Here is a 25,923-nt window from a genome sequence, read left to right as displayed (position 1 = left end):
TTAGCAAATGACAAAGGAAGCTTTAGCCCTAGCCGCTGTTGAAGCGGGCTGGGCCATCATGGAATGTTACAACCGTGATTTTGAGGTGTATGAAAAAGAAGATAAAAGCCCGTTAACTGAGGCCGATATCGCTTCGCACCACGTGATTATGAGGCATTTGGAGCCAACGGGATTACCCGTTTTGAGCGAAGAAGGTAAGGAAATGCCCTACGAGGAGCGTTCCTCCTGGACCGACTTTTGGGTAGTGGACCCGCTTGATGGAACCAAAGAATTTTTGAAACGAAATGGAGAGTTTACCGTTAACATTGCCTTGGTGAAGGGAAACTATCCAGTTGAAGGAATCATTTATGCTCCTGTTTTAGGAGAGCTCTACTACACCGATCAAGGGAAGTCCTGGAAGATGACAGAAGTGTTTCGACCAGAGGATTTGGCTACTGGTTGGGATAGGGTAGAGCAGATTCGGGTGAGTGAGCCTGAAGGCGGAGTTATCCGTATTGTTGGGTCCCGCTCACACATGAATGACGATACCACAAATTATGTGGAAGAATTGAAGAATCAATTTGAACAAGTGGAAATTACCTCCAAGGGTTCATCCCTAAAATTTTGTTTGGTCGCTGCAGGAATTACGCATGAATATCCTAGATTTGCGCCCACAATGGAATGGGACACAGCAGCAGGGCAAGCGATTGTTGAAGCTGCTGGAAAACAGGTAATTGACCGTTCAACCGGTGAGCGTATGGCTTACAATAAAATGAAACTATTGAATAATTATTTTCTGGTAAGATAAATGGAGAAAGTAGCTTTAATCACCGGGATTACCGGGCAGGATGGAGCCTATTTGGCTGAGTTGCTGTTGGAGAAGGGATATGTAGTTCACGGCATTAAAAGACGTAGTTCGCTTTTTAATACCGATCGTATTGATCACCTGTACCAGGATTTTCATAAAAAAGGAGTCAAATTCTTCCTTCATTATGGAGATTTGACCGACAGCACCAATTTGATTCGAATCGTTCAGGAAACACAGCCTGACGAAATCTATAACCTCGCGGCCATGTCGCACGTGAAGGTGAGTTTTGAAGTTCCTGAGTATACTGCCAATGCAGATGCGATGGGAACGTTGAGAATTCTGGAAGCTATTCGAATTTTGGGCTTGGAAAAGAAAACCCGTTTCTACCAGGCTTCAACTTCTGAGCTTTATGGAAAGGTTCAGGAAATTCCTCAAAAAGAAACAACTCCATTCTACCCAAGAAGTCCTTACGGAGTAGCCAAGTTGTACGCTTTCTGGATTACGAAAAACTACCGCGAAGCTTATAACCTTTATGCCTGTAACGGTATCCTTTTTAACCACGAAAGCCCTCGTCGAGGTGAAACTTTTGTGACCCGTAAGATTACTCGTGCAGTAGCTCAGATTAAATTGGACCTGGATCGCAAACTGTTTTTGGGTAACCTTGATGCCAAACGTGACTGGGGTCATGCCAAGGATTACGTAGAGGGAATGTGGCGTATGCTGCAACAGGATAAGCCTGATGATTTCGTTTTGGCTACGGGTGAAACCTATACCGTTCGTCAGTTTGTGGAAATGGCCTTCAAAGAAGTGGACATCGAAATTGAATGGGAAGGCAGCGGAATCGACGAAAAAGGATACAACAAGGAAAACGGTAAAGTACTCGTGGAAGTAGATCCTACTTATTTCCGTCCAGCCGAAGTGGATTTGTTGGTTGGAGATTCTACCAAAGCCCGTGAAGAACTGGGTTGGAAACCTGAATACGATTTAGCTGCTATGATCCGCGAAATGGTATCTGCCGATATGAAATTATTTATGGAGCACCGCTTTCTTCAGGAAGGTGGTTTGAAATAAACCGAAATGGATAAAAACGCTAAGATTTACATTGCCGGCCACCGCGGAATGGTGGGTTCTGCCATTGTAAGAAGATTGCAAAAAGAAGGGTATGAAAACCTGGTTGTGCGAACTTCTTCTGAATTGGATTTGAGAAATCAAGCGGCTGTAAGTGAGTTTTTTAAGACCGAACAACCCGAATATGTCTACCTGGCGGCAGCCAAGGTAGGCGGAATTCAGGCCAACAATATTTACCGCGCGGAGTTTCTGTACGACAACTTGATGATCGAGGCCAATGTTATTCATTCAGCCTACGAGCAAGGAGTGAAAAAGCTCTTGTTTTTGGGATCCTCATGCATCTACCCTAAAATGGCTCCACAGCCCTTGAAGGAAGATTACCTGTTGACCGATTACCTGGAGCCTACCAATGAGCCCTATGCTATCGCGAAAATTGCCGGTATCAAGCTATGTGAAAACTACCGCCGTCAGTATGGAGCTAACTTCATTTCAGCCATGCCTACCAATTTGTATGGACCCAATGACAACTACGATTTGCAGAACTCCCACGTTCTTCCGGCGTTGATTCGAAAGTTTCACACCGCCAAAGTAGAAGGAGCTGCTGAAGTAGTGGTTTGGGGGACGGGCTCTCCGATGCGTGAATTTTTGCACGTAGACGACCTGGCTGACGCCTGCCTGTTCTTGATGCAGGAATACGACGGAGAGGATTGGCTCAACATTGGAACCGGGTCTGATGTAACGATCAAAGAACTCGCATTAACCATCAAAGAAATTGTGGGATTTGAAGGAGATTTGGTCTTCGATACCGACAAGCCCGATGGAACACCACGCAAATTAATGGATGTTGGTCGCCTGCATAAGCTGGGATGGCAACACCGAATCGAACTCAAAGATGGAATTCGCTCCGTGTACAACGAAGTGAAGGAAATGGGATTTGAGGGATGATAAATAGCGTATGAATTGGAAAGTAGCCTGTTTGGGAATCATGTGCCTGTGTGCCTTAGAAAGTACCGCGCAGTCCTTGTTTATTCCCCTGGAACAGAGCTATAACCAAAACCTTGATAGAAAACTTAACCAGGCCAGTGAAACCCATTCTACTTTGGTAAAACCTCTGGTTTCCGGTCAATGGACCGATACCTTGAGTAAGTATGATGAAGGAAGATGGCAACGTAAGCAGCGAAGTAAATGGCTGGGTCGAAAGCTCAAAAATGAAAACCTGATTGTTGTTGATACCGGAGATTTTTACCTGACCATTGATCCTCTGATGAACTTTCAGTATGGACAGGATCTGGCCGAAATTAAAAACAACGACTACTCAACCAATACCCGTGGTTTTTTGGTTCAGGGTGCCATCGGAAAGCAGTTTTCCTTTTATTCATCCTTTTACGAGAATCAGTCTTTTTTTCCAACTTACTTGTCCGATGAGATTAACGCTACGGGAGTCGTTCCCGGTCAGGGGCGATTCAAGGAGTTTCAAACGACCGGGTTTGATTATGCCATGGCCAGTGGAGCCTTTTCTTTTCGACCCTGGAAGATGGTTGAATTTCAATTTGGCCACGGAAAAAGTTTTGTAGGAGAAGGGTATCGAAGTTTGCTTCAATCGGATGTGAGTTTTAATTATCCCTATTTCCGAACCCACTTGAGTTTTTTGGATAACAAGCTGCATTACTACATTCAATACGCTTCACTTCAGGAGCTCGAACGTATCCCGGCGACTACTTCTTCCGAGGCTCAATTTATTCGAGAAGCGGGAACCTTTCATACGTTAAGTTATGTACCCATTCCTCAGTTAGAGGTGGCCTTGTTTGAAGGAACGGTTTGGCAGAATTGGGATTCGACAGGAACGCAACGGCTACCATGGAATTACTATGTTCCCGTTATCGGTTTTAATTCGGCCTACCAGGGCTGGGCAACCGAAAATTCCAAAACCGTTTTCGGGATAAACTTGAAAGTAAACCCGGTAAAAAATTGGGTAGCCTATGGTCAATTGGCCATGGACGAATACCTGGGGACCAACTGGAGTTGGCAGGCAGGAATTAAGGGATATGATTTGTTTGGTTTAAAAGACCTGAATATGAGGGTGGAATACAACCAAATTGCGGCCAATATGTATGGGCATGCCAATAGTCGAAACAGTTACGGGCATTACAACCAGGCTTTGGCGCACCCATCAGGAAACAATTTGACAGAACTCATCGGTCAGGTGAATTACTCCTTCCGGGATTTCTTTGTGCAGGCCAAGGTGAATTGGATTAACAAGTTGGATCGCGATGTGGCCGTGCCATTGGAAAATGCAGCAAGTCCAAATTTGAGTTTGATTGTCGTCTCCGATCAGGAATTGATTTACCAGGAATATGCCGTTGGCTATTTGATCAACCCGAAGACCAATATGCGGTTGAAAGTAGGTTATCTTGGTCGGGTATTAGATGATGTTAGAGGAGCAAATGAAACCGACTGGGTGTATATCTCCTTTGAAACAGCGCTGCAAAACATTTATTACGATTTTTGATACTTAAGAATTAAAGGAATATGGAATTTATAAAACCACTGCTGTCGGTGTTCACCTCGTTTGTAGTTGTACTGATCGGTACGCCGGCATTGATTCGGGTTGCCTACCTGAAAAAATTAGTGGATGCACCTGGAGAAGAGCGCAAACTACACAAGCGCCATATTCCGACCATTGGAGGAATCCTGATTTTTGCAGGAACACTATTCTCTGACTTGCTTTGGTATCCCTTTACCGAGCACATCGATTTTGGGGCCATTGCGGCATCCATGTTGGTGTTGTTTTTTATCGGCATTAAGGATGATATCGTGGGAACCGCTCCCGTTAAAAAACTGATGGGACACCTGGCCGTAGCCTTCATCTTGGTGATCATGGCAGATATCAAAATTACCAGCATGTACGGCCTTTTTGGGGTTTACGAACTACCAGATTGGGCCAGTATTCTGCTTTCCATTTTTACCTATACCGTAATCGTTAACGCCTTCAACCTTATCGATGGTATTGATGGCCTTGCTGCTGGTGTTGGTGTACTGGCTTGCCTTGCCTACGGTATCTGGTTTTACATGGCCGGTTCTACCGAAAATGCAGTATTGGCATTTGCCCTAATGGGGGCGCTTCTTGGATTTCTGGTCTTTAATTTTGAGCCCGCCAAAATATTTATGGGCGATTCGGGCTCGCTGACCATAGGGCTTATTATATCCGTTCTCGCCATTAAACTCATTCAATACGATACCGGAAAGCTTCCTATGGAGTTGCTTTTCGTGTCCAAGCCCATTTTCGCGATGTCGGCTATTGTTTATCCGATGGTTGATACTTTGAGGATTTTTATTGTTCGTGCTTTTTCCGGCCGTTCTCCTTTTTCAGCAGATAGAAACCACATTCATCACAAATTGATTGATTTAGGTCTTTCTCACCGTGCGGCGGTTTTGGTGATTTACACCTTTACTCTGATGGTGATAATGCAGGCATCTTTGCTGCCCATGGAAGCTAACCTGAAATTAGCATGCATTGCCGTTTTTGTGCTGATTACGGCCAATATTCCAGGGTTCCTTGTTAAACGCAAACTCAAAATGGAAGCCGGTGTTAAATCCAGCAATGGGTAATCCGAAGTCATATCTTTCCTTAGGTTTTTTGATCCTATGCCTATCCCTTTCGTCGATTGGGCAGGCGCAAAGTGATCCAGTTTATTTGAACCGGGATTACGAATGGCAATTTCAAAAGGCTCAAGCCAAAAAATCGCTGGATCATCACGATGCGATAAAACCCTACCTCCATTCCGATTTCACAGACGATGATTCAGTCCGTTACCGGGCGGGGTTTCCTATGCGCTGGTCTCGGGAAGAAAACGACGATCGAGTGGCCAATAGTCTGGCAATTTACCCCTTGTTGAGGTCCTCCTTTATGTACGACGCCAGCACCGAAAGTGATTGGCAAAGTCAACTCGGTATTGGAGTGGGAGCCGGTTATGCCTACAAGGATTTGGTGTCCTTCCGTATCAATGCATCGGCCCATCGTGTTCAATATCCGCTTTACCTAAGAACCCGTACCGAACAAATGGGTGTGGTTCCGGAAGGGGAGGTGTGGCATCGAAATCACCATGGCTACCATTATGTAGATATAAATGGGTATTTGTCTTTTAACGCCGGAAAGCACTTTAATTTTCAGGTTGGGCACGGGAAGAATTTTATTGGTAATGGCTACCGTTCTATGCTTCTGTCGGATCAGGCGGGAAATGCTACCTACGGAAAAATTACCACAAGCATATGGAGACTCAAGTATGTTATTCTCTATTCAGCATACAAGGATATCAACCAAAATGAATCCCGCAAATACAGTGATTTTCTAACCAAGTATTCCACGACCCATTACCTCAGCTGGAATCTAACCAAGTGGTTGAACGTAGGTTTTTTTGAATCCGTAGTTTGGCGACCTAGCGATACACTCGTAGAACGTGGTTTTGATGTAAACTACCTGAATCCAGTCATTTTTCTTCGGCCCGTTGAGTTTTCCACCGGTTCTTCCGATAATTCACTTTTGGGGATGAATTTGGCCGTTAAGCCAGCCGATAAATTTCAAGTATACGGTCAATTCATTATTGATGAATTTATCGCTGAGAACTTCTTTCGGGATATCAGTAACATATTCAAGCAGGAAAAAGACCCCGAAGCCGGATGGTGGGGTAATAAGTATGCCTGGCAGTTGGGGGTAAAAACCTTTGATGTTTTCGGAGTCAAAGGACTTGGCTTTCAAACCGAGTGCAACCTTGTTCGCCCCTTCTCCTATTCACACAGCAACCCAACCCAGAATTATGGCCACATGAATTCCTCCTTGGCGCATCCAAGAGGAGCCAATTTGGTGGAGAGTATCAGCTTCGTAAATTACCAGAAAAAGAATTGGTTTTTTGAGGCCTATTTCCAATTTATGGATCAAGGATTAAGCACCGATACCATCAATTATGGTGAAGACATCTACCGCTCCTATGCCGATCGCGAAAACGAATATGGTCACTTTGTAGGTCAGGGTGTTCAAACCCAAACCGTCAATGCCGGAATTCGTGCATCCTACCTGATCTATCCGATCAATAACCTGAGGCTATTTTCAAGGGTCAATTACCGATGGAATTACCATTGGGGAACCCCAACCCAACAATCTATGCAATTTGAAATTGGATTGAGTTCAAGGCTGTTCAATCGTTATTATGATATTTAGATTGAATCTTAATTGAAAAAAGACAAACATTTCTAAATTTGCACGCAAATTGTTCAAGACTTGATTTCTAAGACAGTTACAGAAGAGAGCAGTAAGATTACCCTAAAAATGAGGCTCGCAGATTTGGCATTATTGACCAAAATGCGGCTGAGTATGTTGGTCGTTATTTCGGCAATTTTGGGGTATTTGGTAGCCGCTCCATCGGTTTCTTTGTACAAATTATCCATCCTCATTGTAGGTGGTTTTTTAGTTACTGGAGCCTCCAATGCTTTTAACCAGATTTGGGAACGTGACGCTGATCGATTGATGAATCGCACCAGCAAGCGTCCATTGGTTACCGGGCGGATGAGTATTCGTGAAGCACTCATCTACAGTACTCTCTTCGGTTTAGGGGTATTTTGTTGCTCTGGTTTGGATTGAATCCTTTAAGTGGGATTTTGGGTGCACTGGCCTTGTTCATGTACGTCTTTTTGTACACCCCATTAAAAAAGGTGGGCCCAATTGCTGTTTTTGTTGGAGCCTTTCCAGGAGCTATTCCACCCATGTTGGGCTATGTAGCCGAAACGGGTACTTTCGGAATGATTCCGGGTATTTTGTTTGCCGTACAATTCATTTGGCAGTTTCCTCACTTTTGGTCCATCGCCTGGAAGATTCAGGATGATTATTCAAAAGCAGGTTACTTTTTGTTGCCTTCCAGAAAGCGTGACAAAGCCAGTTCTATGCAAATCTTGCTGTATACCTTGTTTTTGATTCCCATTTCTCTTTCCCCTTATTGGTTCGGAGTATGCGGACAATATGCAGCTGGAGTCATTTTGATCTGCGGTTTAGGAATCTCCTATTACGCGGCTCGTTTGCATGTGACCAACGATTTAAAGGATGCAACTAAATTGATGTTTTCAACCTTTATCTATCTCCCAATTGTTCAACTAGCATACTTAGTTTCATGGTAATGGCAACAATTAGATTAGATAACCTGAATCCAGAGGATCGTCAGGAGATTAGAAAGAAAACTTCAAAGAGCATTTTATGGGTAGCTATGGGTACGATAGCTATGCTGTTTTCAGGCTTTTTGAGTGCTTACATCGTACGTCAGGAAGAAGGGCAATGGATGGAATTTGCACTTCCCACTGAATTCTTCTACAGCACTGTTATTTTGCTGGTAAGTAGTGTCACTATGTGGTGGGCTACCAATTCGGCCAAACACAACCGATACGGAGGTATTAAATGGGGCCTCCTCGCTACTTTGGTGTTGGGGATTGCTTTCTCCGTTACCCAGTATATTGCATGGGGAACGCTTTACGATCAAACCATTGTATTCGCTGGTTCTCAGAGTAATGCGGCAGGGTCTTACCTCTACGTTATTACTGCCATTCATTTGGTTCACCTTTTTGGTGGTATTCTCAGTTTGATTTATACATTTGCCCAATCGCTTCGCAGGAAGTATCATTCAGAGAACAAGCTTGGTCTTGAACTCTGTGCCATCTACTGGCATTTCCTCGATGTGTTATGGGTAATTTTGTTTTTATTCTTATATAACGTCAGATAATCTAATTCAATTTCCATGGCAGGAGAAGTAACAAAAATTATTGATCAGAATACCCTTTGGGGTGGTGGTCGATCGCCATTTAGTGTAAGCTATGGTAAAATGATGATGTGGTTCTTCCTCATCTCAGATGCACTCACTTTCGGTGGGTTGCTTGCAGCTATTGGTTATATGCGCCACAAGATTGACAATTGGCCAGTAAGTGAAGAAGTATTTACTCACTTCCCATTTACACACGCTCACTTACCCTTGATGTATGTGGCGTTTATGACGTTTATTCTGATTGTATCTTCAGTAACCATGGTATTGGCAGTAGAAGCTGGTCACCGTATGGATCGCAAAGGAGTTACTTTCTGGTTAGGTTTAACTGTATTAGGTGGAGCTATTTTCGTTGGAAGCCAGGCTTGGGAATGGGCAACATTTATTGCTGGTCCTGATGGAGACATCTCTACCTGGGCTGACAATGCTACTCTTACTCAAAACTATTATGCTCCGGGCTTCAGCGACCCTGATAATGTAGGTGGATTTTTCCTCGGCCCAGTGCAGTATTCCCAGTTCTTCTTTTTCGTAACCGGTTTCCACGGAACTCACGTATTGAGTGGGGTAATTATTAACCTGATTATCTTCATCCAAGTAACCCGCGGTACCTACGAAAAAACCGGACACTACGAAATGGTTGAAAAGGTTGGTTTGTACTGGCACTTTGTAGACCTTGTATGGGTATTTGTATTTACCTTCTTCTATCTATTGTAATTCCCTTTTAAACCTGAGATAAGAAAGACATGAAAAGAGACGATATCATAGAATATTCTTTAGGAGCTACTCACAGCGAAGAAGAAGGGAAAAAGATTCGGAAGAAAATCTGGTTTGTTACCGCGATCCTTTCGATTGTTACGGCGGCTGAGGTTCTTTTAGGTGTTTTTGCAAACGCCTGGGGAGTGCCATCCATTGCCTTGAAACTTATCTTTATCGGATTGACGATTGTAAAAGCAGGATACATTGTAATGGTGTTTATGCACTTAGGCGATGAGCGCAAAATGTTCAAGTATTTCATTTTGTTGCCATACGGAGTGTTCATTCTCTACCTACTTTTCTTGCTATTTACTGAAGCGACTTCTGTAGCATCATCAGTGATGTCTACTTTGTACTAAGCATCTCATGACAAGCAAATACAGGAAGGTAGCATTACTTCTGGTAATCCTGCTGTTTCCATCCTTGCTTTACGTCCTTCTTTCCACGGCGAAGCATAACTTCATCAGTCGCCCCTATTTTGGAAATCATACAGTTAATGAGGCTGGTGATACCGTTTATTATCAGGTTCCCGCAGCTGAATTTTTGACTTGCGATTCTACCGAAATTGATTCCAGTGATCTGGCGAACAAAATCCTCTTAGTAACTGTTTTTGATCCAAAGGACAAAAAGTATGGTCCGAGGATTTATAGTCAGTTGGTGTCCCTACAAGATAGATTTAGAGAAAACGATGATGTGGCTTTGCTTACGATTAGCTTGAGGTCAGCATCTGATTCTACCAATGGAATCTGTGAACTTACCAATGAGTTTCGAATTCTCGAAGGCAAATGGAATATTCTGGCTTTAAAAGACAGAAATCCTGAGGTGTTTGCAACTCAAGGCCTGGGTATCACAAACAATGATAGTTTAAACCTTCCCGTCGATATAACGCAAGTGGTTCTCTTGGACAAAAAGAGGAGAATAAGAGGCTATTACGATGGAACGCAATATGCCGAAGCCAAGCGTTTGACCGAAGACCTTAAGATTGTCAAAGCAGAAGAGTTTATTCCCCGAAAGAAAAAAGATGAACAATAAGAAAGCCCATTGGATAATTTGGAGTTTTACGATTGCCGTATTTGCTCTGGTTATTATCCTTCATGAGATGCCTGGTGCAGAATCTGCTCCGGCTTTCACCGCCTTTCAACCGATGTTGCATGCCATTATTAATGGAACTTGTTTCATCCTTTTGTTGGCTTCTTTGTTTGCGGTTAAGTCCAAAAATATTCCCTTACACAAAGGGCTGAACACTTTGGCCATGATTTTGAGCTTGGTCTTTCTGTTGAGTTATGTGGTGTACCATCACTTCACAGGTGACACTTCTTACGGAGGAGATTATAGAGGGCTGTACCTGTTCATCCTTCTTACCCACATTCCATTGGCAGGGTTGTCCTTGCCTTTCATCTTATACGCCTACTACTTTGGGATGACCAATCAGATCGGTCAGCACAAAACCTTGGTGCGATATACTTATCCGGTTTGGTTGTATGTAACGTTGACCGGAGTACTTGTTTATGTATTTTTGGCACCTTATTATGGTGCGTAAGCTGAGCATAGGAATTGTTGCCGTTCTCATTGGGAGTTTACTTTTACTTCCGGTCGAGAGCATGGCTCAATGTGCGATGTGTAAGTTGATGGCCGAGTCAAGCTACGAAAGTGGTTCGGATATTGGACGTGGCCTTAATGACGGGATTACTTTTATCATGGGAATCCCTTACCTCCTTATCCTTATCGGAGGAGTCTACTTGTTCCGCAGGAACATGAAGTAGATTTCAAATTCCCTTCTTGACCTTTTCCGCTTATTTTCAGATATTTGGGTGAACCTTAATCTGAACGCTATGTACCACGGCCGATTAGACTATTATACCTCCCTAGGTCTTCGGGAACTCAAAAAGAGAATTAACGATGCAGGAATTCCATCATCCAAATTGGATGAAACGATAAATCTCGCAACCTGGAATATCCGAGAATTTGGCAAAAAGCGTCGGCGAAAGGCTTCGATCCATTTCATTGCAGAAATATTAGGCCAGTTTGATTTGATCGCTGTCACCGAATTGCGGGACAATCTGACCGAACTGAAAAAGGTGCTCGAAATACTCGGACCGTATTGGGATGTGGTCTTTTCTGATTATGCCATGGACCGTGGAGGAAATAAGGAACGCATTGCTTTCATCTTTGACAAGCGAGCCGTAGTATTCACAGGTTTGGCTGCTGAAGCAGACCCTCCACGTAAAAAAGATCGTCGAACCAACGAGTATGTGCCATCCATTACCTGGTGGAGACCTCCATTTATGGCCTCCTTTTCAGCCGGTAACTTTGATTTCGTTTTGCTTGCCGTTCATATTCGGTGGGGTAAGAAACTGAGTGAACGAAAAGGAGCTCTGGCTGAATTGAGCAAATGGGTGGAGAAAAAACGAAAGGATCGCCATGGCGTTGATAAGGACATTATCGTAGTTGGGGACTTTAATATTCCCGATTTGGATGACGATTTGTTCAATGCGATGACCAAACACAAACTCAAAATTCCGGATTCGCTTCGCAACCAAAAGTTCGGATCCAACCTGGCCAAAGACAAGCGATACGATCAAATTTTCTATTACCCGAGTCACACCAAGAGTTTTACGAACCATGGAGGTGTACTCGACTTTTACCAGAAAAATATTGACAAGCTTTATCCGGAAAAAACACCAACCAAAAGGGAATTTACCTACGAGCTTTCCGATCACCTTCCCCTTTGGGTTCAGCTGGATGTGGACGTTAGTGATGAACGCCTTGAACAGATCATCGAAAGGCACGAACTTCGAAGAGCGAAAAGAGCAAATGAAACCTAACTTTTTTTGACATTTCTGAATCGCGTCTAATGGCTACCTTCGGTGGTCAATAGTTGAATTATGGGAACACGTATTCAGGAAATCACTCCGGCATTTCAGGAATTTATTCAAGATCAAAAAATGTTCTTTGTAGGAACCGCAGCAAAGGACGGACGAATCAATGTTTCCCCAAAGGGGATGGATTCCTTGCGGGTTGTCTCGCCAAATAAGATTCTTTGGTTAAATCTGACTGGAAGCGGAAATGAAACCGCAACCCATGTTCAGGACAATGGTAGGATGACCATCATGTGGTGTGCTTTTGAGGGCAAGCCTTTAATCTTGCGGGTATATGGTAAGGCGAAGTCCTACCATGAAACCGATCCTGAATGGGGCCAACTAATTGAGCACTTTCCAAACTGGTCTGGCAAACGTCAGGTATTTGAGCTCGAAGTAGACTTGGTTCAAAGTTCCTGTGGATTTGCCGTGCCCTTTTTCGATTATTCCGGTGAGCGAGATATACTGGAGAAATGGGCCGATAAACAAGGAGAAGACAGAATCCGCAATTATTGGAAAGAAAAAAACACCGTTAGCCTTGATGGAAAAGACACCGGAATGGACAAAGTCCTCCAGGAAAAAGGTGCTTAAACGGAAATTCAAATAGAATTCGTAGCCTTAAAGTATTTCACTTAACTTTGCTCAAACTTATTCAGAAAGGTGGAGGGACTGGCCCTGCGAAACCTTGGCAACCTTCCCACAGTGCAGCAGCCTGTTGGAAAAGGTGCCAATACCTGGTCAAAGGACCGTGATAAGTAGAGATATGACGAAAAAGAAATTTACATCCCGCAGAAAGTTCCAAACGAAAGTTAGGACTTAGCGGGATTTTTTTTGCTACCTATGAACAAACCAGATATACGTAAAATACTCCAGGAGAGAATCCTGGTATTGGATGGAGCCATGGGAACCATGATCCAACGATACAACTTGGAAGAAGAAGACTTTAGAGGGGAACGGTTCAAAGACCACGATTCACCGCTGAAGGGAAACAACGATTTGTTGGCATTAACCCGTCCGGATGTATTGGAAGAAATCCACCGGGAATACCTCGATGCCGATGCCGATATTTTAGAGACCAACACATTTAGCTCTACCACGATCGCTCAAGCAGACTACAATTTGGAAGATGCGGTGTATGATCTCAACTTTGAGTCTGCTCGGATTGCAAAGAAAGTAGCTGATGAATTCACCGAGAAAAATCCAGATAAGCCAAGATACGTTGCCGGATCCATGGGGCCCACCAATAGAACGGCTTCTCTGTCTCCCGACGTAAACGATCCGGGATTTAGAGCCATTACCTATGATCAATTGGTGGTGGCCTACAAAGAACAAACCATTGCTTTGATGGAAGGTGGGGTTGATCTACTTTTGGTTGAAACGGTGTTTGACACCTTAAATGCCAAGGCTGCCTTGTTTGCGATTCAAGATGCGTTTGATGAGTTGGGAAGAGAAATCCCAATTATGGTTTCCGGAACCATCACCGATGCCAGTGGCCGCACCTTGTCTGGGCAAACGACAGAAGCATTTTTGATTTCGGTTTCCCACATGCCTTTGCTTAGCATTGGTTTGAATTGCGCACTCGGAGCAGAACAACTTCGTCCTTACCTTCAGGTGCTTTCCAGAAAAAGTAACTTTTTGGTATCAGCACACCCCAATGCAGGATTACCCAATGAATTTGGTGAGTATGATGAAACTCCGCAAAGAATGGGAGAGCAGATTGAAGGATTCCTTCAAGAAGGCCTGCTAAATATTGTTGGCGGCTGCTGTGGTACAACTCCGGATCACATCCGCCAAATCGCACACTTATCAGAAAACTACCAACCGCGTTCAGTAGAAGAATATGCAAAGTAAAAACAACATTCCTCCTTTAGTATTAAGTGGGTTGGAGCCATTGGTGATTACACCAGAATCCAATTTTGTAAACGTTGGTGAACGAACTAACGTAACAGGCTCACGCCGCTTTTTGCGACTGATTAAGGAAAATAACTACGAAGAAGCACTTTCAGTAGCCCGAAATCAGGTGGAAGGTGGTGCACAGATTTTGGACGTAAACATGGATGAAGGTATGCTCGATGGAGTAGCCGCCATGAAGCGCTTTTTGAATCTGGTTGCCGCTGAACCCGACATTTCCAAAATTCCTATCATGATTGATTCCTCGAAATGGGAGATCATTGAGGAGGGGTTGAAATGCGTTCAAGGGAAATGCGTGGTGAATTCCATTAGTCTTAAAGAAGGGAAGGAAAAGTTTGTTGAGCAGGCAACAAAAATTCTTCGCTACGGAGCCGCAGTTATCGTTATGGCATTTGATGAAAATGGTCAGGCCGATACCTATGAAAGGAGAACTACTATTTGTGAACGCTCCTACCGGATCTTGGTAGATGAAGTTGGATTTCCTCCACAAGACATCATATTTGACCCCAATATTTTTCCAGTAGCTACTGGAATTTCCGATCACGATAACTACGCCCTCGATTTTTTCAAGGCTACCAAGTGGATTAAAGACAATCTTCCAGGAGCTAAAGTAAGTGGAGGAGTAAGCAACGTGTCCTTTTCCTTTAGAGGAAACAATGCAGTGCGTGAAGCTATGCATGCCGCATTTCTGTTTCACGCTATTCAGGCCGGTATGGATATGGGAATTGTGAACCCGGCAATGCTCGAGGTTTACGATGAAGTACCCAAAGATCTGCTTGAAAAAGTGGAAGACGTACTTCTGAATCGGACAGAAACGGCAACGGAAGATCTCTTGGAGTTTGCCCGAAATGTAGAGTCCGGAGGGAAGAAGAAAAAAGAAGACGACACTTGGAGGTTGCAATCTGTTGAAGAGCGTTTGAGTCATTCCCTGGTAAAAGGAATTACCGATTACATTGATCAGGACGTGGAAGAAGCCTTCAAAAATTTGGGTCGACCCTTGTCTGTGATTGAAGGCCCACTTATGGCCGGAATGAATGTAGTAGGTGACCTGTTTGGCTCGGGGAAAATGTTCCTACCTCAGGTAGTAAAAAGTGCCCGGGTTATGAAAAAGGCCGTTGCCTATTTGATGCCCTACCTGGAAGCTGAAAAAGAACAAGGAGGACATAGTTCTTCAGGCAAAATTATCATGGCTACCGTAAAAGGGGATGTTCATGATATCGGCAAAAACATTGTTGGGGTCGTGCTCGGATGCAACAACTACGAAGTCGTGGACCTCGGGGTAATGGTTCCCGCCAATGTAATTGTTGAACGAGCCATTGAAGAAGATGCTGAAGTAATCGGACTGAGTGGTCTTATTACGCCGTCGTTGGATGAAATGATTCATGTGGCTCGTGAAATGGAGCGAGCGGGATTACAAGTTCCGTTGCTTATTGGTGGAGCAACCACTTCCAAGGCACACACAGCCGTTAAGATTGAAGAAAACTACAGCCATACCACCGTCCACGTGAATGATGCTTCTCGTGCAGTAACCGTAGTGGAAAAATTATTGGGCAGCGACTCCGCGAATTTCTCTGGAGCAATCAAAGAGGATTACCAGAAAGTGCGTGAGCAATATGCCAATCGCGAAAAGAAAGAGTTGATTTCCTTGACCCAGGCTCGTGATAATGCCATCCCCTGGAAGGAGGAAGAGGCGAACATAACCAAGCCTAAGAAATTGGGGATTACCGAGTGGTCCGATTATGATCTAAATGAATTGCGCAACTACATCGATTGGGGACCCTTCTTCCATACCTGGGAGTTGGCTGGAAAGTTTCCAGACATTTTAGAAGACCCGATTGTGGGTGAAGAAGCAACCCGCTTGTTTGCCGATGCTCGTAGCATGCTGGATACCCTGATTCGCGAAAAATGGATTAAGGCATCGGGAGTCGTTGGTCTCTGGCCCGCCAATTCCGTCGGCGACGATGTGGTACTTTACCAAGAAGATGGCCAGGAAGTACTGGACACTTTCCATTTCCTGAGACAGCAAAACAAACTGCGTAGCGGTGTTCCGAATAGATGCCTTTCCGATTACTTAGCTCCGCAATCATCCGGAGTTCAAGATTACATGGGTGGCTTTGTGGTTACCGCGGGACTCGGAATAGAGCGTAAGTTAAAAGAGTTTGAAGCCGATCATAACGAATATGATTCCATTTTGCTCAAGGCATTAGCCGATCGATTGGCCGAAGCCTTTGCTGAATGTATGCATGAAAAAATAAGACGCGAGTACTGGGGATATGCTTCTGATGAAAAGTGGAGCAATCAGGATTTGATCCGTGAAAAATACCAAGGTATTCGTCCGGCACCCGGTTATCCAGCTTGTCCAGAGCATACGGAAAAAACAACACTGTTCAATTTGCTGAATGCCACCGAAAGTACCGGAGTTTCTCTTACTGAAGGAATGGCCATGTACCCGGCTGCGTCTGTAAGTGGATTTTATTTTGCTCATCCCAAGGCCCGTTATTTCAATATTGGCAATATCGAACAAGATCAATTGTTGGATTACGCCGAAAGGAAGAACTGGGACAAAGAGCAGGCCGAGCGTTGGTTGGCTCCACTTCTGTAATTGGATTTTAAGATCAAGGTTAGGATCTCCTGTAGGTCATTAACCTGTCATCACAAATAATAACCACCCTCTGTCCTTCGAATCCTTTGGTTAAATACCTGGGATGGACTGGGGCTTCGGTTATACCTTTGTGTATCTTATTATCTGATCATGAAAAATCTATTCATTCTTATTCTTATCCTGGGAGTAAGTGGCATTGCCAAAGCACAAGAGTCTTGGTCGTTGGAGCAATGCATCAATACCGCCTTGGAACGCAACCTCAATGTTAGGAACTCCAATCTTCAGGTAGATTTGGCTGAGACCAATCATTTGAACAACAAAGGAGCCTTCTTGCCGAGTGTCAATCTATTCCTCAATACGAATCTAAACTTTGGTCGAACCATTGACCCCTTTACCAACACCTTTGCGACAGATGAAGTGCGCTCAGATGCCTATGGAGTTAACGGGCGATGGGAGCTTTTCAATGGTTTGCAGAATGTAAACCGTTACAAGAGAGGGCAATTTGATTTGATGGCAGCTCAGTATGATGCTGATAAAACCGCAAACGATATTTCCCTTCAGGTTACGTATGCTTATTTGGATGTTCTTTTTAATGAAGAATTATTCAAAGTAGCTCAGGAGCAGGTAGCCGTTACCAGAAAACAAACTGAAAGAACTTCGAAGCTGGTGGATGCCGGTAGCCTTCCCATGGGCAATTTGATGGACATGCAGGCTCAATTGGCCAATGAGGAATTAAACGAGGTTAATGCTCAAAACAACATGGAGCTTTCTTACCTAAAGCTGCTGATTCTGATGCGCATCGATTCGGTAACCTCCTTTGCTATTGATAAACCTGAATTGAACATTGAGGATGTAACTTCTTTGGATGCTACACCAGCCTTCGTATACAACAAGGCCGTCCAAAGTCTGCCTGAAGTTAAAAGTGCCGAGATGCGTTACGAATCATCAGTTAAGGCTTTATCCATGGAGCGGGGTAAAATGAGCCCGTCTTTGGTTCTTCAAGGATCTGTCGGTTCAGGTTACTCAGGAAAAAATGTAGATCCAAACTCGGCCTACCTTACCGGGGTTGAAACGATTGGAGTCACTGAAACAGGTGAAGATGTTTTGCGACCATCTTATGACTATGCGGCCATTAAGCCATTTGGTGATCAGGTAAACGACAACTTCAACCAATCCATCGGGTTCACATTCACCCTTCCTATATTAAATGGTTTGAGCACTCACACCTCTATCTCCAGAGCTAAAGTGAATCGTGAGATTCGTCAAAACGAGTTGGATCAGGTAAAATACCAGATTAACGAAACGGTGAAAAAAGCCTACTTCGATGCACAGGCTGCTTTGAAAAAGTACCAGTCCAATGAAAAGGCTGTAGCGGCAAACCGCGAGTCCTATAAATACGCCGAGAAGCGATACGAATTAGGAATGATGAATGCAGTGGAATTTAACCAGAGTAAAAACAACTTGATTCGTGCTGAGTCCAATTTATTGCAGGCTAAGTACGATTATGTATTCAAATCAAAAATTCTGGATTTCTACATGGGTAAACCACTTACCCTTAAATAAGATCGAAAATGAGTAAGAATACCTGGTTGATTATCGGAGCCGTTGTGCTCATCTTGGTACTCCTAATTATAGGGAAGAAGCAGTTCGGTGGAGGAAGTACGGAAGTCTATGTGGAAAAAATAGAACGAATGACCATCGTAGAGACGGTTACAGCCAATGGAAAGATTCAACCCGAGAAAGAAGTAAAGATAAGTTCCGAAGTTTCTGGAGAGATAGTAGACCTATTAGTAAAAGAAGGGGCCGTTGTAGACTCTGGACAACTTTTGGTTCGTATCAATCCTGATATTTTGGAGTCCTCTGTAGAACGGATGGAGGCGACACTCAATTCTACTAAGGCCAATCTGTCCAACGCCAAGGCTAGGCAATTGCAATCCGAAGCCCGATTGAGGCAATCTCAGTTGGATTTTGACCGAAACGAAAAGTTATGGAAGCAGGGAGCGGTGTCTCAGGCTGAATTGGATCAGGTGAGATCGGCTTTTGAAGTAGCCCAGGCTGAAGTAGATGCAGCAAAGGAATCGGTAAAGGGTGCAGAGTATTCCGTTAGAAGCACCGAGGCAGAACTTAGTCAAGCTCGGGAAAATCTTTTAAGAACCACATTATATGCACCGATCTCCGGAACGGTAACCCGGTTGGAAGTGGAAGCCGGTGAACGAGTAGTGGGTACAGCACAAATGACCGGTACCGAAATGCTGCGTATTGCCAATCTCGATAATATGGAGGTTAAGGTAGAAGTAAACGAAAGCGATATTGTACGCGTGGGCATGGGCGATTCCGTAGAAGTGGAAGTAGATGCCTACCTCGAGAGAAAGTTTTTGGGACTCGTAACTGAAATTGCCAATTCTGCTAACGACAAGTTGGCGTCCACCGAACAAGTCACCACCTTCGATGTTCGCATCCGATTGGTGAGAGAGAGCTACCAAGATTTAATGGAAGGAAAAGGGGAGTATTTTTCTCCTTTTAGGCCAGGTATGTCTGCAACCGTTGAAATCAAAACTCAAAAGGTAGAAAATGTGGTAGCCGTGCCTATTCAGTCTGTAACCCTCAGGCCGGATAGTTTGAAACCGGGAGAATTACTTTCTACCGTTGACCGTGATGAAATGAATGAGTGTATTTTTGTTTCCCGAAACGGAAAGGTTGAACGCATATTTGTAAAAACGGGTGTTCAGGATGAAAATTACATCCAGTTGCTCGATGCTGACAGCCTTGAAGGGGAAGTGGTAAAAGGACCTTATTCAGCAGTTTCCAGAAAGCTGTTGAATGATAAAGCCGTTGAGGTGAAGCCCGAAAGCCACTTTTCCGGAGAAAAACAATAGTACATGACACCCTACATATTAGGAATTGAAACGTCAACCACCAATTGCTCGGTTGGATTGTTTCGGGGAAATGAAGTCATTCATATAAAAGAAGTCAATTCAGGCTACTCCCATTCCGAGAATTTAGCTCCTTTCGTTGAAGATCTATTGAAAGAGACTGAAGTCAAATCATCAGACTTAAATGCCTTGGCGGTGGGTATGGGGCCCGGCTCCTATACCGGATTGAGAATTGGAGTGTCCTTAGTCAAAGGACTCGCCTTCGGTTTGAACATTCCTATTATAGGATTGAGCAGTTTGCAAATTATGGCGGCTGAAGTTCAATCCAGGATTATAAAGGTAGAGGATAAGGATGCTTTTCTTTCCTTATTAGATGCTCGACGCATGGAAGTTTATGCTTCCGCTTATAATGCGGAGCTGAGTGAAGTGCTTCCACCGGCGGCCATTGTTTTAGAATCCGATTCTTTTTCCACCCTCGTCAATGACTATTCGAGAGTCTTTGTGTTTGGTCCGGGTGCAGAAAAGTTTGTTCATCAATCCGACCATTCTGATTCCTTTGTCTATGTAGAGGAAATTTTTCCTTCTGTAAAAGGAATGAATGAATTGGCGTTTTCGGCTTTTTCAAACCAGCGTTTTTTAGATACAGCCTACTTTGAGCCCTTCTATTTAAAGGATTTTATTGCCGGTAAACCATCGCGCAATTTGTTAAGTCCTGATAATTAGGCTGCTGCGATTTTAAAAACATTTTGAGAATATTTTTCAAGTTTTTTGATGCGTGGGTGGTTTAATTGTTTTTATATTTGCCACCCCGTTCGAAACGGGTATCGTTCTTAAACAAATCGGCGAAAAAAATATTTTTAGAAAGTTACTTGGTTATTAAGAAAACCTTCTTACTTTTGCCGGCCCGTTTAAGGGGGAACGTTCTACGAAAGATTAAGACACACAACACAGCTGAAGATTGAGAGATTGATTGAGGCGAGAGAAATGAATTGAAGAGAAAGGGTTGTGTAGATTGATATAAGTGAACATTTCTGATTTTCGGATCAGAAGAAGTTCTTTGAAAAAGTTGAATAGCACTAGATAGCGAATCATTAGGATTCTCTTATCGATTTCTTGAGGGAGTCAGTTTTAAACACTTTTATACAATGAAGAGTTTGATCCTGGCTCAGGATGAACGCTAGCGGCAGGCTTAACACATGCAAGTCGAGGGGCAGCATAATCTTCGGATTGATGGCGACCGGCGCACGGGTGCGTAACGCGTATGCAACCTACCTGTTACAGGGGGATAGCCCGGGGAAACTCGGATTAATACCCCATAATATTACGAAATCGCATGGTTTTGTAATTAAAACTTCGGTGGTAACAGATGGGCATGCGTAAGATTAGATAGTTGGTGAGGTAACGGCTCACCAAGTCAACGATCTTTAGGGGGCCTGAGAGGGTGAACCCCCACACTGGTACTGAGACACGGACCAGACTCCTACGGGAGGCAGCAGTGAGGAATATTGGGCAATGGGCGAGAGCCTGACCCAGCCATGCCGCGTGAAGGAAGACTGCCTTATGGGTTGTAAACTTCTTTTATTTGGGAATAAACCCGTCTACGTGTAGGCGGCTGAATGTACCAAATGAATAAGCACCGGCTAACTCCGTGCCAGCAGCCGCGGTAATACGGAGGGTGCAAGCGTTATCCGGATTCATTGGGTTTAAAGGGTGCGTAGGCGGCTTAATAAGTCAGTGGTGAAATCCCGGGGCTCAACTCCGGAACTGCCATTGATACTGTTAAGCTTGAATCTATTTGAAGTGGGCGGAATACGACATGTAGCGGTGAAATGCATAGATATGTCGTAGAACACCGATTGCGAAGGCAGCTCACTAAGTTAGTATTGACGCTGATGCACGAAAGCGTGGGGAGCGAACAGGATTAGATACCCTGGTAGTCCACGCCGTAAACGATGGTCACTCGCTGTTGGCAACACACTGTCAGTGGCTGAGCGAAAGCATTAAGTGACCCACCTGGGGAGTACGTTCGCAAGAATGAAACTCAAAGGAATTGACGGGGGCCCGCACAAGCGGTGGAGCATGTGGTTTAATTCGATGATACGCGAGGAACCTTACCAGGGCTTAAATGTAGAATGACAGGCTGGGAAACCAGCCCTTCTTCGGACAATCTACAAGGTGCTGCATGGTTGTCGTCAGCTCGTGCCGTGAGGTGTCGGGTTAAGTCCCATAACGAGCGCAACCCCTATTTTCAGTTGCCATCGGGTAATGCCGGGGACTCTGGAGAAACTGCCTGCGTAAGCAGAGAGGAAGGTGGGGATGACGTCAAATCATCACGGCCCTTACGTCCTGGGCCACACACGTGCTACAATGGCCGGTACAGAGGGCAGCTACCCCGCGAGGGGATGCGAATCTCAAAAACCGGTCTCAGTTCGGATCGTAGTCTGCAACTCGACTACGTGAAGCTGGAATCGCTAGTAATCGCGCATCAGCCATGGCGCGGTGAATACGTTCCCGGGCCTTGTACACACCGCCCGTCAAGCCATGGAAGCTGGGGGTACCTGAAGTCGGTGACCGAAAGGAGCTGCCTAGGGTAAAACTAGTGACTGGGGCTAAGTCGTAACAAGGTAGCCGTACCGGAAGGTGCGGCTGGAATACCTCCTTTTTAGAGACAAATACTCTTTCAAAAAGGATAAGAACAATGAATTCCAATGAAAGAGCTGTCTGGTGCTTATTTAACTTTTTAAAATTTTGGTGCAGAGTGAGCCAAGCTCCCACCGGAGGGGTTACACTCTTTTTAGAGTCCCGTAGCTCAGCTGGTTAGAGCACTACACTGATAATGTAGGGGTCGGCAGTTCAAGTCTGCCCGGGACTACAATCTCAGCAGCGAGATAAGAGAAAGAGAACGAGGAAAACCTCGCACTCGAACTCAAACTCGATACTGATTGTCCGGGGGATTAGCTCAGCTGGCTAGAGCGCCTGCCTTGCACGCAGGAGGTCATCGGTTCGACTCCGATATTCTCCACAAAAGGTCATTAAAGATGGCCGAATAGGTTGTGAGATGATAAATCAAACAACGAATGTTCTTTAAATAACAGAATTTGCTGGTGCAAACAACAAGGTTCGATTCCTTGTAATTCAACTTTTAGTTTAGCCGTTAGAAAGGCTTACTCAGGAAGTGATCAATAACTCTATTCTTTCTTACACATCACGGAGTTATAGGCGCAGAGAGGGAAGCTGCTAAACAAGAAGTTCTTTGACATATTGGACGAAAGAAGAGAGAAGCTAAGTAAAAACAACGAGTAACAAGAAAACAATTAGATCAAGGCTTTAGGATATATCGCCAATTGCGGAGAAGAGAAGTAATTAAGGGCGTATGGTGGATGCCTTGGCTCTCAGAGGCGAAGAAGGACGTGGTAAGCTGCGAAAAGCTACGGGGAGCTGCACACGAGTGTCGATCCGTAGATTTCCGAATGGGGCAACCCAGCTGGTTGAAGACCAGTTATCCTTTCGAGGAGGCAAACCCGGGGAACTGAAACATCTAAGTACCCGGAGGAGAAGAAAACAAAAGTGATTCCCTAAGTAGTGGCGAGCGAACGGGGACTAGCCCAAACCCAAGTTGTTTCGGCAATTTGGGGGTTGTAGGACTGTAATGTGGACTTAAGTTGTATAATAGAATTACCTGGAAAGGTAAGCCATAGAAGGTGATAGCCCTGTACATGAAATGCAATTTATACCTAACAGTATCCTGAGTAGCGCGGGGCACGTGAAACCCTGTGTGAAACTGCCGGGACCATCCGGTAAGGCTAAATACTCCTGAGAGACCGATAGTGAACAAGTACCGTGAGGGAAAGGTGAAAAGTACCCTGAATAAGGGAGTGAAATAGTACCTGAAACCATACGCTTACAAGCGGTCGGAGCCTTCGGGTGACGGCGTGCCTTTTGCATAATGAGCCTACGAGTTACTCCTCACTGGCAAGGTTAAGACTTACAGAGTCGTAGCCGAAGCGAAAGCGAGTCTGAATAGGGCGATTCAGTCAGTGGGGGTAGACGCGAAACCGTGTGATCTACCCATGACCAGGTTGAAGTTGCGGTAACACGCAATGGAGGACCGAACCAGTAGATGTTGAAAAATCTTTGGATGAGTTGTGGGTAGGGGTGAAAGGCTAATCAAACTCGGAAATAGCTCGTACTCCCCGAAATGCATTTAGGTGCAGCGTTGAGTTAGAGTGTCATAGAGGTAGAGCTACTGATTGGGCTAGGGGGCTTCACCGCCTACCAAACCCTGACAAACTCCGAATGCTATGACATGTTTCTCAGCAGTGAGGGCATGGGTGCTAAGGTCCATGTCCGAGAGGGAAAGAACCCAGACCATCAGCTAAGGTCCCAAAATGTATGCTAAGTTGAAAGAACGCGGTCGGATTGCATAGACAGCTAGGATGTTGGCTTGGAAGCAGCCATTCATTTAAAGAGTGCGTAACAGCTCACTAGTCGAGCGATCTGGCATGGATAATAATCGGGCATAAGCATACTACCGAAGCTATGGACTTATTTATAAGTGGTAGGGGAGCATTCTGGTTGCGCTGAAGTTGTGTCGTAAGGCATGGTGGAGCGGCCAGAAAAGAAAATGTAGGCATAAGTAACGATAAGGCAGGTGAGAACCCTGCCCACCGCAAGACTAAGGTTTCCCCGGCTATGCTAGTCATCCGGGGGTTAGTCGGGACCTAAGGCGAACCCGAGAGGGGTAGTCGATGGCAAATCGGTTAATATTCCGATACTTGCTTTAGCAGTGATGGGGTGACGGAGCAGTGAAAGCACCGCGTACTGACGGAATAGTACGTTGAAGAATGTAGGTATACGCCTGGTAGGCAAATCCGCCGGGTGTGCTGAAATTCGATAGTACCACAAGACTTCGGTTGAGTGGATAGTGTGCCTAACCATACTTCCAAGAAAAACCTCTAAGCTTATGTTAAAGCAACCCGTACCGTAAACCGACACAGGTAGTCGAGGAGAGTATCCTAAGGTGGACGAGTTATTCATGGCTAAGGAACTAGGCAAAATAGACCCGTAACTTCGGGAGAAGGGTCCCCCATTTAGGTGGGGCGCAGTGAAAAGGCCCAGGCGACTGTTTATCAAAAACACAGGACTCTGCTAAGTTGAAAGACGATGTATAGGGTCTGACACCTGCCCGGTGCCGGAAGGTTAAGTGGAGATGTTATCTTCGGAGAAGCATTGAAATGAAGCCCCGGTAAACGGCGGCCGTAACTATAACGGTCCTAAGGTAGCGAAATTCCTTGTCGGGTAAGTTCCGACCTGCACGAATGGTGCAACGATCTGGGCACTGTCTCAGCCATGATCTCGGTGAAATTGTAGTAACGGTGAAGATGCCGTTTACCCGCAGCGGGACGGAAAGACCCCGTGAACCTTCACTACAGCTTCACATTGACTCTGGGTAAACGATGTGTAGGATAGGTGGGAGGCTTTGAAGCTGATACGCTAGTATTGGTGGAGCCGTCCTTGAAATACCACCCTTCGTTTATCTGGAGCCTAATCCCGTAAGGGAGACAGTGTGTGGTGGGTAGTTTGACTGGGGTGGTCGCCTCCAAAAGAGTAACGGAGGCTTTCAAAGGTTCCCTCAGCACGCTTGGTAACCGTGCGTAGAGTGCAATAGCATAAGGGAGCTTGACTGTGAGACTGACAAGTCGAGCAGGTACGAAAGTAGGATATAGTGATCCGGTGGTTCCGTATGGAAGGGCCATCGCTCAAAGGATAAAAGGTACTCCGGGGATAACAGGCTGATCACTCCCAAGAGCTCACATCGACGGAGTGGTTTGGCACCTCGATGTCGGCTCGTCACATCCTGGGGCTGGAGAAGGTCCCAAGGGTTGGGCTGTTCGCCCATTAAAGTGGCACGCGAGCTGGGTTCAGAACGTCGCGAGACAGTTCGGTCCCTATCTGCTGTGGGCGTTGGAAGCTTGAGAGGACCTGACTCTAGTACGAGAGGACCGGGTTGGACGAACCTCTGGTGTATCTGTTGTGGCGCCAGCTGCATCGCAGAGTAGCTATGTTCGGATGAGATAAGCACTGAAAGCATCTAAGTGCGAAACTCGCCTCAAGATGAGGCTTCCTTTAAGGGTCGTTGGAGATGACGACGTTGATAGGCTGCAGGTGTAAAGTCAGTGATGGCAAAGCCGAGCAGTACTAATTACCCGATGACTTCCCTTCGCAGCGAAATATTCTATAAGCTAAGATCTGGGTTCTTGTAACTCCTTTATTT

General features: G+C 45.0%; 21 protein-coding genes, 2 tRNA genes, 2 rRNA genes and 1 riboswitch. All 25 genes read left to right on the top strand.

The features are described 5' to 3' along the window. The first annotated feature begins 7 nt into the window (after positions 1-7). The gene (gene cysQ / locus KFE98_04705; GenBank protein ID UTW63459.1) at positions 8-787 is read left to right on the top strand and encodes a 3'(2'),5'-bisphosphate nucleotidase CysQ; all 780 of its coding nucleotides are present in this window, start codon (positions 8-10) and stop codon (positions 785-787) included. Next, the gene (gene gmd, locus KFE98_04700) at positions 788-1,858 is read left to right on the top strand and encodes a GDP-mannose 4,6-dehydratase (GenBank protein ID UTW63458.1); all 1,071 of its coding nucleotides are present in this window, start codon (positions 788-790) and stop codon (positions 1,856-1,858) included. A 6-nt stretch (positions 1,859-1,864) separates the two neighbouring features. Then, positions 1,865-2,800: a GDP-L-fucose synthase gene (locus tag KFE98_04695; protein UTW63457.1), complete on the top strand. Its 936-nt coding sequence runs from the start codon at positions 1,865-1,867 to the stop codon at positions 2,798-2,800. A gap of 10 nt (positions 2,801-2,810) precedes the next feature. Further along, positions 2,811-4,364, top strand: coding sequence for a hypothetical protein (locus tag KFE98_04690; protein ID UTW63456.1), 1,554 nt, complete (start codon positions 2,811-2,813; stop codon positions 4,362-4,364). A gap of 20 nt (positions 4,365-4,384) precedes the next feature. Further along, the gene (locus tag KFE98_04685; GenBank protein UTW63455.1) at positions 4,385-5,464 is read left to right on the top strand and encodes an undecaprenyl/decaprenyl-phosphate alpha-N-acetylglucosaminyl 1-phosphate transferase; all 1,080 of its coding nucleotides are present in this window, start codon (positions 4,385-4,387) and stop codon (positions 5,462-5,464) included. Beyond that, complete coding sequence (locus KFE98_04680) at positions 5,442-7,070, top strand: hypothetical protein (GenBank protein UTW63454.1); 1,629 nt, start codon at positions 5,442-5,444, stop codon at positions 7,068-7,070. The genes KFE98_04685 and KFE98_04680 overlap by 23 nt, the downstream gene beginning before the upstream one ends. 60 nt (positions 7,071-7,130) lie before the next feature. After that, complete coding sequence (locus KFE98_04675) at positions 7,131-7,490, top strand: UbiA family prenyltransferase (GenBank protein UTW63453.1); 360 nt, start codon at positions 7,131-7,133, stop codon at positions 7,488-7,490. After that, positions 7,487-8,020 (top strand): protoheme IX farnesyltransferase, encoded by a 534-nt coding sequence (locus KFE98_04670; protein ID UTW63452.1) that lies wholly within the window; start codon positions 7,487-7,489, stop codon positions 8,018-8,020. The genes KFE98_04675 and KFE98_04670 overlap by 4 nt, the downstream gene beginning before the upstream one ends. Beyond that, on the top strand, positions 8,020-8,616 hold the full coding sequence (locus tag KFE98_04665; GenBank protein ID UTW63451.1) for a cytochrome c oxidase subunit 3: 597 nt from the start codon (positions 8,020-8,022) through the stop codon (positions 8,614-8,616). The genes KFE98_04670 and KFE98_04665 overlap by 1 nt, the downstream gene beginning before the upstream one ends. A gap of 15 nt (positions 8,617-8,631) precedes the next feature. Then, a complete protein-coding gene (locus KFE98_04660; protein ID UTW63450.1) occupies positions 8,632-9,366 on the top strand; it encodes a cytochrome c oxidase subunit 3 in 735 nt (244 codons plus the stop codon). A 29-nt stretch (positions 9,367-9,395) separates the two neighbouring features. Continuing rightward, positions 9,396-9,764, top strand: coding sequence for a cytochrome C oxidase subunit IV family protein (locus KFE98_04655; protein UTW63449.1), 369 nt, complete (start codon positions 9,396-9,398; stop codon positions 9,762-9,764). Positions 9,765-9,771: 7 nt separating this feature from the next. Next, positions 9,772-10,437, top strand: a complete 666-nt coding sequence (locus KFE98_04650) for a hypothetical protein (GenBank protein ID UTW63448.1) — start codon at positions 9,772-9,774, stop codon at positions 10,435-10,437. After that, positions 10,427-10,945 carry a DUF420 domain-containing protein gene (locus KFE98_04645; protein ID UTW63447.1) on the top strand — a complete coding sequence of 173 codons (519 nt, stop codon included), beginning with the start codon at positions 10,427-10,429 and terminating at the stop codon, positions 10,943-10,945. The genes KFE98_04650 and KFE98_04645 overlap by 11 nt, the downstream gene beginning before the upstream one ends. Then, the gene (locus tag KFE98_04640) at positions 10,935-11,168 is read left to right on the top strand and encodes a hypothetical protein (GenBank protein ID UTW63446.1); all 234 of its coding nucleotides are present in this window, start codon (positions 10,935-10,937) and stop codon (positions 11,166-11,168) included. Before KFE98_04645 ends, KFE98_04640 begins: the two co-directional genes overlap by 11 nt. 69 nt (positions 11,169-11,237) lie before the next feature. Beyond that, positions 11,238-12,230, top strand: coding sequence for an endonuclease/exonuclease/phosphatase family protein (locus KFE98_04635; GenBank protein ID UTW63445.1), 993 nt, complete (start codon positions 11,238-11,240; stop codon positions 12,228-12,230). A 60-nt stretch (positions 12,231-12,290) separates the two neighbouring features. Further along, the gene (locus KFE98_04630) at positions 12,291-12,854 is read left to right on the top strand and encodes a pyridoxamine 5'-phosphate oxidase family protein (GenBank protein UTW63444.1); all 564 of its coding nucleotides are present in this window, start codon (positions 12,291-12,293) and stop codon (positions 12,852-12,854) included. Between the two features lie 54 nt (positions 12,855-12,908). After that, a riboswitch (SAM riboswitch) is annotated at positions 12,909-13,021 on the top strand. 82 nt (positions 13,022-13,103) lie between these two features. After that, positions 13,104-14,114 (top strand): homocysteine S-methyltransferase family protein, encoded by a 1,011-nt coding sequence (locus KFE98_04625; protein UTW63443.1) that lies wholly within the window; start codon positions 13,104-13,106, stop codon positions 14,112-14,114. Next, positions 14,104-16,776 (top strand): methionine synthase, encoded by a 2,673-nt coding sequence (metH, locus tag KFE98_04620; GenBank protein ID UTW63442.1) that lies wholly within the window; start codon positions 14,104-14,106, stop codon positions 16,774-16,776. Before KFE98_04625 ends, metH begins: the two co-directional genes overlap by 11 nt. Before the next feature lie 150 nt (positions 16,777-16,926). Further along, positions 16,927-18,339 carry a TolC family protein gene (locus tag KFE98_04615; protein UTW63441.1) on the top strand — a complete coding sequence of 471 codons (1,413 nt, stop codon included), beginning with the start codon at positions 16,927-16,929 and terminating at the stop codon, positions 18,337-18,339. A gap of 8 nt (positions 18,340-18,347) precedes the next feature. Then, on the top strand, positions 18,348-19,652 hold the full coding sequence (locus tag KFE98_04610; protein ID UTW63440.1) for an efflux RND transporter periplasmic adaptor subunit: 1,305 nt from the start codon (positions 18,348-18,350) through the stop codon (positions 19,650-19,652). A gap of 3 nt (positions 19,653-19,655) precedes the next feature. Beyond that, the gene (gene tsaB / locus KFE98_04605; GenBank protein ID UTW63439.1) at positions 19,656-20,372 is read left to right on the top strand and encodes a tRNA (adenosine(37)-N6)-threonylcarbamoyltransferase complex dimerization subunit type 1 TsaB; all 717 of its coding nucleotides are present in this window, start codon (positions 19,656-19,658) and stop codon (positions 20,370-20,372) included. 419 nt (positions 20,373-20,791) lie between these two features. Further along, a 16S ribosomal RNA gene (locus KFE98_04600) occupies positions 20,792-22,311 on the top strand. A 136-nt stretch (positions 22,312-22,447) separates the two neighbouring features. Continuing rightward, a tRNA-Ile gene (locus KFE98_04595) sits at positions 22,448-22,521 on the top strand. A gap of 76 nt (positions 22,522-22,597) precedes the next feature. Beyond that, positions 22,598-22,671: transfer RNA gene (locus KFE98_04590), tRNA-Ala, on the top strand. A gap of 331 nt (positions 22,672-23,002) precedes the next feature. Beyond that, positions 23,003-25,871: ribosomal RNA gene (locus KFE98_04585) — 23S ribosomal RNA — on the top strand. The 16S and 23S rRNA genes sit together here with 2 tRNA genes alongside, the layout of an rRNA operon. The last annotated feature ends 52 nt before the right edge of the window (positions 25,872-25,923 follow it).

The organism is bacterium SCSIO 12741 (assembly GCA_024398055.1).
Taxonomy (GTDB): domain Bacteria; phylum Bacteroidota; class Bacteroidia; order Flavobacteriales_G; family Salibacteraceae; genus SCSIO-12741.
This window is presented reverse-complemented; position numbering and strand designations above follow the sequence as displayed.